General features: G+C 61.8%; 8 protein-coding genes. All 8 read right to left on the reverse strand.

What is annotated here, in order from left to right; translation table 11 throughout:
* Positions 1–500: 3'-5' exoribonuclease (locus EOC06_RS30675; protein ID WP_164898815.1), on the reverse strand; the 500-nt coding region annotated here is incomplete at its 3' end.
* Positions 476–901, reverse strand: a complete 426-nt coding sequence (locus EOC06_RS30680; protein WP_206631289.1) for a hypothetical protein — start codon at positions 899–901, stop codon at positions 476–478. The genes EOC06_RS30675 and EOC06_RS30680, both read right to left, overlap by 25 nt.
* Positions 902–953: 52 nt before the next feature.
* Positions 954–1,970 (reverse strand): FAD-dependent thymidylate synthase, encoded by a 1,017-nt coding sequence (locus EOC06_RS30685; protein ID WP_206631290.1) that lies wholly within the window; start codon positions 1,968–1,970, stop codon positions 954–956.
* An 8-nt stretch (positions 1,971–1,978) separates the two neighbouring features.
* Positions 1,979–2,251, reverse strand: coding sequence for a hypothetical protein (locus EOC06_RS30690; protein WP_128309549.1), 273 nt, complete (start codon positions 2,249–2,251; stop codon positions 1,979–1,981).
* Entirely contained in the window at positions 2,251–2,541 is a 291-nt protein-coding gene (locus tag EOC06_RS30695; RefSeq protein WP_128309550.1) for a hypothetical protein, read from the reverse strand. The genes EOC06_RS30690 and EOC06_RS30695 overlap by 1 nt, the downstream gene beginning before the upstream one ends.
* A gap of 214 nt (positions 2,542–2,755) precedes the next feature.
* A complete protein-coding gene (locus EOC06_RS30700) occupies positions 2,756–3,823 on the reverse strand; it encodes a hypothetical protein (RefSeq protein ID WP_128309551.1) in 1,068 nt (355 codons plus the stop codon).
* A complete protein-coding gene (locus tag EOC06_RS30705; RefSeq protein WP_128309552.1) occupies positions 3,820–4,116 on the reverse strand; it encodes a hypothetical protein in 297 nt (98 codons plus the stop codon). The genes EOC06_RS30700 and EOC06_RS30705 overlap by 4 nt, the downstream gene beginning before the upstream one ends.
* Positions 4,113–6,186: DNA polymerase (locus EOC06_RS30710; protein WP_164898816.1), on the reverse strand; the 2,074-nt coding region annotated here is incomplete at its 5' end. The genes EOC06_RS30705 and EOC06_RS30710, both read right to left, overlap by 4 nt.

The raw sequence follows: 6,186 nt of genomic DNA on the forward strand, positions 1-6,186 counted from the left end.
GCGTTGTGGACGTCGCCACTGAACGGCACGTTGATCTCCGGGTGGTCGGGGTTTCCGCGCATACCGGCGATGTAGCTGTTCATGTCGCGGGCGTAGCGGTAGTGGAACGGCAGGTGGAGATTGAACTGCCGGAAATAGGACTGGACGAACGAGTAGTCGAAGCTCGTCGGCTTGCCCCAGAAGCGCAGCGGCGCATCCGATGGTGCGCGGCCCTTGTTGGCCCATTCCTGGAAGGCCTTCAGGACGAGGAAGGGGTCTTCCATGCGCGAGCAGATCTGCTGGTAGACCTTCAGGTTCTTGCCCTGCCAGAAGGCGCGGGTCGACTCCTCCCAGAAGCGGCCGGGGGCCACGATCAGGGCGCGGTCGAACATGTCGGAGGCGTCGACCGTCATGGTCTGGGCGTTGAAGCGCACCGCGGCGATCTGGATGATGCCGTTGTGCTCGGGATGTGTGCCGGTCGTTTCGATGTCGACCATCACGTCAAGGTTGCGAGTTTCCATTTGTGCCTTTCGAGCTCTTTCCAGGTCAGTGATCGTGCCGAATGGTCCTGGATCATCGCGTACGGGATGCAGAACCATTCGTCGGTGGGGATCCGGTGGATGTAGACGAGGTAATCGCCGTGGGCCGCCAGGATCATCGTGGCCATCGCAGAGGGGATTTTCCGGAGCAGAGAGAAGCGAAACGCGGTGTCGTCCTGGGTGGACTTCACCACGGCGAAATGGACGCCGTTGTGGGCAACGACGAAATCGCTTGGGGCCGATCGGGTGAACCCGATCACGCCGGTTCGACCGCGGACTTCAGCCGCGTCGACCACTCTCCAGACCCAGGCTCGTTTGCCGAGCTTGTTCCAGATGCGCTCAAATTCTTGTTCGGAAGATTTGCCAGTGTTCTTTGCCATCAAGGGCGCATATGGGCGCCCTTGATGTTGTCGTTAATGTCTGATCTTGTCCGTACTATAGGGCAAGTTTACTTTCCATGATCTTCCGGTTCTGGATCCAACCTTGGAGGTTGCCGTGAAGCTCCGGCCTGTTAAAATCCAGGCCATCGAAACGAGTGTCCCAACGGTCAGGTCCCTGATGATACTTCACCTGCCGCCGGTACGAGGATTGCGTGTCCGGTGTGGCCTGATGCTCGAATGGTGAGGCATGGAAGACCTCGGCTCCCACCAACTTCTCGTAGATCGCCTGCGCCCGCTCCAGGGTCATCGGCAGGCCGTCCACCGTCTTGTATGAGACCGACGCGCAGCGGGCGACGGAGAGTATCTTGACGTTGCGCTGCCCAGCCTCTGTCACGGCCACTGCCTGCTCATCTTCCGTCACATATGGCAGATGCCACTCGCCGGACCCCAGTTCGATCGGCGTGCTCGACACCATCTCATCGAACATGAGGCGGGCGAGTTGCTGGATCTCAGGCTGGGCGTCCTTGTGGAGACGGAGCTTGAAGAAGTTGTCCCACTCGGTCGCCGTCACGACGACATTGATGTGCAGCCAGGTCTCCAGGAGCCGGTTGACGATCTGCTTGTGGTAGCCAACGTCAGAGTAGGCCCGGGCGAGCTTGATCATCTGGTCACGGCCGGCGAGCCATCCCTGTTCGGGGCTCAGGATCGTGCCCTGCACGATGAGACCGGCGTGCCATGGGTTCTTGATGTAGCCGTCGAAGCCCTCGAACTCCTCGCCAGCCTGCATCCCCGACTGGTTTTTGCCCCAATAGATCGGCATGGCGGGATCGTCGATCACGTCCTGTATCATGCGCTCCACCGGGATGGCCCGTGAAGACGAGGCGTTGCGCGACAGGTTCTCGTCGTACATCACGCCGTCAGCGATGTATTCGATAATCTGGGGGCTAGAGGAGAGTACGCGGTGGGTGAGCTCCTCGGCATGGATGAACCGCGGATATCGCAGCTCCATGGTCGTAATGCGTTTGCCGATAGGGCTGATGCTGTCGGCGATGATCTTGGCTGAAATGGTCATGATGTTCCTTATCGATAGATGGCGAAGAGGCCTGGGGCAAGGAGCTGGGGTTCGGAGATCGGAACGATCTCGTAGCCCTGAGCGCCGTCACGCCAGTCGCCATGATTGTCGCGCTTGATGATCTTGACCTGGGCCGCCCAGCCGGCGAACCTGGTCTTCTCGAAGCCGGTGACGGTGCCGATCCACTGGAACCGGTGATCCTCACCCATGCAGCCCCGACAGTCGAAGGACAGCATCAGGGAGCTGTTTAGCTGCCTCTTGCGTTTGAGGTTTTCGAACATCAGGCGATCACCTCCACCGGCTGGCTGGGGAACGTCTTGCCGTAGTCCAGCAGCATCATCCTGACGGACTCGGACGAGCCGACGAGTGTCGGAAAGAAAGTCTCTCCGCTCATCACCGAAACGAAGATTTTGCCGCCGTTGTGGTTGATCACGGCGACCTCCTCGGGCGTGAGCTGCCAAGCGCTGACAACGCATTTGCCGTTCGTGAAGTAGTGGGCCGGGAGGATATCATCCCGGCCGGGTGGAGCGGCGATCGGCCTGGAGCCAACGAAGGGTGCAGGGAAGCCCATCAGCGTTTCCTCATCATCTTCTTGAGCTCGGCCTGCATCCGGCGGCGCGCAGCTCGGTTTCCTTGGCCATTGGTGGCGGCCTTCGAGAACTGCTCGACTTCCTGTCGCTAGAGGCGACCGGCCGAGTGGGCTTGCTCCAGCTCGAACGAGCGGCGGTTTTCCTCGCGGAAGGCCCTATGCATAGCCTCCCGCTGCTCTACGCTGATCGTGTCCATTACATCCGTGCTCCTTCATGGAATTTGATCGCGACCGGGAAGCGCGGTATGCCGTCGCCGGTCGGAGTGAAGAACTTGATCGTTGCCTGGCGGCCGACCCAAGCGTCAGCGTCGTCCAGCAGCTTTCGACAGAAGTCCTGCGTACCGGCAATGCCGGCGCCGAAGGTGCGCCCGTCCGGCAGCTCGACAGTGAGGCGCTTGGCGTAGCCCGACCAGTTGCCCTGGCCCTCGACCACCTCGACGATCTTGAACTCGGCGTCCTGGAACTCCTTGCGCTTCAGCAGGTATGATGAGCGCTTGCCGATCTCGTAAAGCCCATCCACGCGGCCCATCTGACCTTCCCAGCCGTCGCCCAGGAACTCCTCGTAGTCCTTGTCGAACATCGCCTGGTTGAAGGCGATGCGGGTCTCGACCGGGAACACGCTGGTGTAGCCCTGCAGCATGGCGTTGTAGACCGGAGCGCGCTGGAAGAAGGTGCCCTCGAACGATGGAATGTCGTAGACGTGATACTGGACCACGCCTGCGGTTGCCGGGTTCGGCTCCTGCTTGCGGACCAGCGAGACGATCTGCTCGAAGTCGGCCTTGAGCGCATGGTTGTAGAGCTCGCCGTCGAGGATCAGGTCGGGGTCGGCGACGAACAGAGGAGCCAGCTCTTCCTCAATATGCGGGCACGAGACGATCGGCTTGCCCTGGCGGCTGAACAGGCCCTCGGCGCGGGCGATGCACCGGATGCCGTCCAGCTTCGGCTGACTGGCGAGGGGGAAGTGCTGCTTGGGCTTGTAGCCCTTGGCGAGCATCGGCTCGAAGAAGTTCGGCGTGGAGCAGGCCTCCGGAGTCCGGTGATACTGGCGCTCCAGCTTCTTGCGCTCCTCGGCCTCGGCCTCGAACCTAGCCTGGCCCTCATTGGTCTCCTGGCTCTTGGCGTAGCAGATTGTCCAGTCGGTGGTCGTCTGCGCACCGTCGACGAGGCCGGCTGTGGTGCGCCACTTGTTGCTGTCGACCTCGTATCGCCAGCTGCGGAGACGGCCCTGGGTGTCGAGCTTGTAGATCGGGTTCGATGAAATCATTGAGTGGCCTTTCGATTGGGGTATTTGTCGTTGAGGGTTTCGGAAACACGGCCGATCGAGACGCTGTGGTGCGTGGCAATCTCGTGGAAGGTCGCGTCGGGGTTTTCGTGGGCGTAGCGCTTGATCCGCCGGCGCAGGCCCTCGGTCAGAGGTGACGAGGTGCTGCGAGCCTTCCGAACGGGAGGCGCTCGGAACATCTCGTTCTCGATGATGTCGATGATCTCGACGCCCAGTTCGATCGGCGCGCGGTCGGCGATCGCCAGGAGCTTCGCCCTGGCAGTGATGATGCTCATGCTGCTTCCTTCAGGAGTTTGCGTTTCTGGAACATCAGGTAGTCGACGACCGACAGGACGTGGTCGTCGCTCAGGCGCTGACCTTCGGTCTCCTCCGGCAACACGCCGGGGAGCTTGGGCGCCTCGTAGAGCTCGATCTGGCCACCCGGTGCCTTCTTCGGGTCGTAGGGCTCGAAGGTGACGCCGATCGCCGGCGAGCTATCGAGCTTGCAGGCCTTGAAGATGTCCGGATGGTTGTTCATGCACTCGCCGAGCATGGTCATCGCCGGCAGGACATGCTTGTGGTGGACCGAGAACACGAGCTCGTCGTGGATCGGGACCATCAGCCGCATGATGCGGAAGTCCCAGCCCATCTCCTTCATCCGAGCCATGACCCTGATCGCCGTACGCTTGGCGATCGTGGCGCATGTGCCCTGGACGACCGAGTTGACGCCCTGGTTGAACGCCCGCTTCTGGATCTTCTTGGCGATCCAGTGGACGAGCGCATTGTAGGTCGCCAGCTCCGCGCCGCCGCCCATATCGAACTTCTGCTTGAACGATATGAGCCACTGGTTGGTGGCCTCGAAACGGACACGACGGTGGCCGTCAGGCAGGTAGACGACACCCTCCCGAGCGATCTCTTCGATCAGGCCGGTGCGCCACCGCTCTGCGACTGAGAAGCGGTCCCGATACATCTCGGTCGCTATCTTGGTCTTTTCCTGCGACCAGCCCATCCGCTCACCGATGGTCGCCAGCCAGCCCGAGAACCAGTAGTTGAAGTTCGAGTTCTTGCCGGCCTCGGTACGCCAGTATTTGTAGGCCTTGTTCGGCTCGAGCGGCTCGCCCTTGAGGTTGGTGAAGAGCCGATCGTGGCCCGCGAAGGTGTTGCCATACTGCTCCAGGAACTCGTCCACGCTCGTGAACTTGCTCAACGCTTTGAACACATCCTGGGTCAGGCCCTCGCAATCGGCCGCCAGCACCGCCGTCGCCGAGCCGGTATGCAGATCCTTGTGCGGGATCTGGCAATAGGCGTCGATGAACGTCGGGTCCTGGCTCAGCTCGCCGATGATGACCAGCTCGATAGCTGACCAGTCGCGCGAGAGAACAAGGTGATCGTCGTCGTCGCCTTCGAAGAAGCCACGGACGTATGTGCTCTCGCCACGCTTGGCGAGCTGCATAGCGTTCGGGTCTTCGCAGGCCATGCGCCGGGAGGCCAGCATGGATGTGACGGTCGGATACATCCGGCCGGTCTCCGGGTCGGTGAGCTGGCTGTAGGGCGTCAAGTACAGCTTCATGCGCTGCTCGATGCTGGCGAGCTCGCCCATCGACACGAGGAGGTTCTTGGCCGTCTCGTGGCCGTCCTCCTTGAACCGGTCGATCAGCTTGCCGCGCGCCTCGGCGTCCGACTGGGTCTTGTTCTGATTGACGATCACCTTGGTGCCCGTCAGGTCATAGAAGATCGTCCGCATGGGCATGTAGTGCGAGAGGTTGACGCCCTTCGGTTCGGGGTCGCCGCTCTCGCTGGCCCAGGCGTTCGACACGGCGCCACGGACCTGGATGGTCTGCTTGTAGGCGTCCGGCCAGTCGGGGAGCTTGCTCCAGTCCTCGATCTGCTTGCGGTACTTGTCGGCGCCCTTCTGATACCAGCTGTCGCGCTTGGCCAGGCCGGGGTGCTTCTCCTCCGGGAAGGGCAGGAGGGCCTTGACGCTGGCCTTGGTGCGACGGAGCACCTCGGCCGTGTTCTCGCGTTCCTCGGCGCGACGGGCCAGGATGTTGTCGAAGTTGACCTTCATGCCCACCTCACGCATCTGCGCGAAGAGGTGGATCATCGGGTTTTCCTGCTGGAAGAAGGTCTGCGTGACGCCACGGTTGGTGTCGACCATGTACTGGAGCAGGCGACGGAAGAGGCGCAGTGCCCAGTAGGCGTCGTCGGCGCCATAGGCGGCGACTTCATCGCCGGTCAACTGGCCCATGTGTGCCTTGTCGCCCAGCACCTCCTGGAAGGTCGTCATGTTGTGGCCGAACCACGACTTGACCGCCTTCTTCAGGCCGTAGCCATAGGCCAGGTCGTTGATGTAGCCGTTGTAGCTG

Source organism: Mesorhizobium sp. M7A.F.Ca.MR.362.00.0.0 (genome assembly GCF_004023175.1).
Classification (GTDB): Bacteria; Pseudomonadota; Alphaproteobacteria; order Rhizobiales; family Rhizobiaceae; genus Mesorhizobium.

What these genes read in the sequence shown, in the direction of transcription:
- EOC06_RS30695 (WP_128309550.1), bottom strand. Translation starts at nt 2,541, where the DNA reads ATGGGCTTCCCTGCACCCTTCGTTGGCTCCAGGCCGATCGCCGCTCCA.
- EOC06_RS30700 (WP_128309551.1), bottom strand. Translation starts at nt 3,823, where the DNA reads ATGATTTCATCGAACCCGATCTACAAGCTCGACACCCAGGGCCGTCTC.
- EOC06_RS30685 (WP_206631290.1), bottom strand. Translation starts at nt 1,970, where the DNA reads ATGACCATTTCAGCCAAGATCATCGCCGACAGCATCAGCCCTATCGGC.
- EOC06_RS30690 (WP_128309549.1), bottom strand. Translation starts at nt 2,251, where the DNA reads ATGTTCGAAAACCTCAAACGCAAGAGGCAGCTAAACAGCTCCCTGATG.
- EOC06_RS30705 (WP_128309552.1), bottom strand. Translation starts at nt 4,116, where the DNA reads ATGAGCATCATCACTGCCAGGGCGAAGCTCCTGGCGATCGCCGACCGC.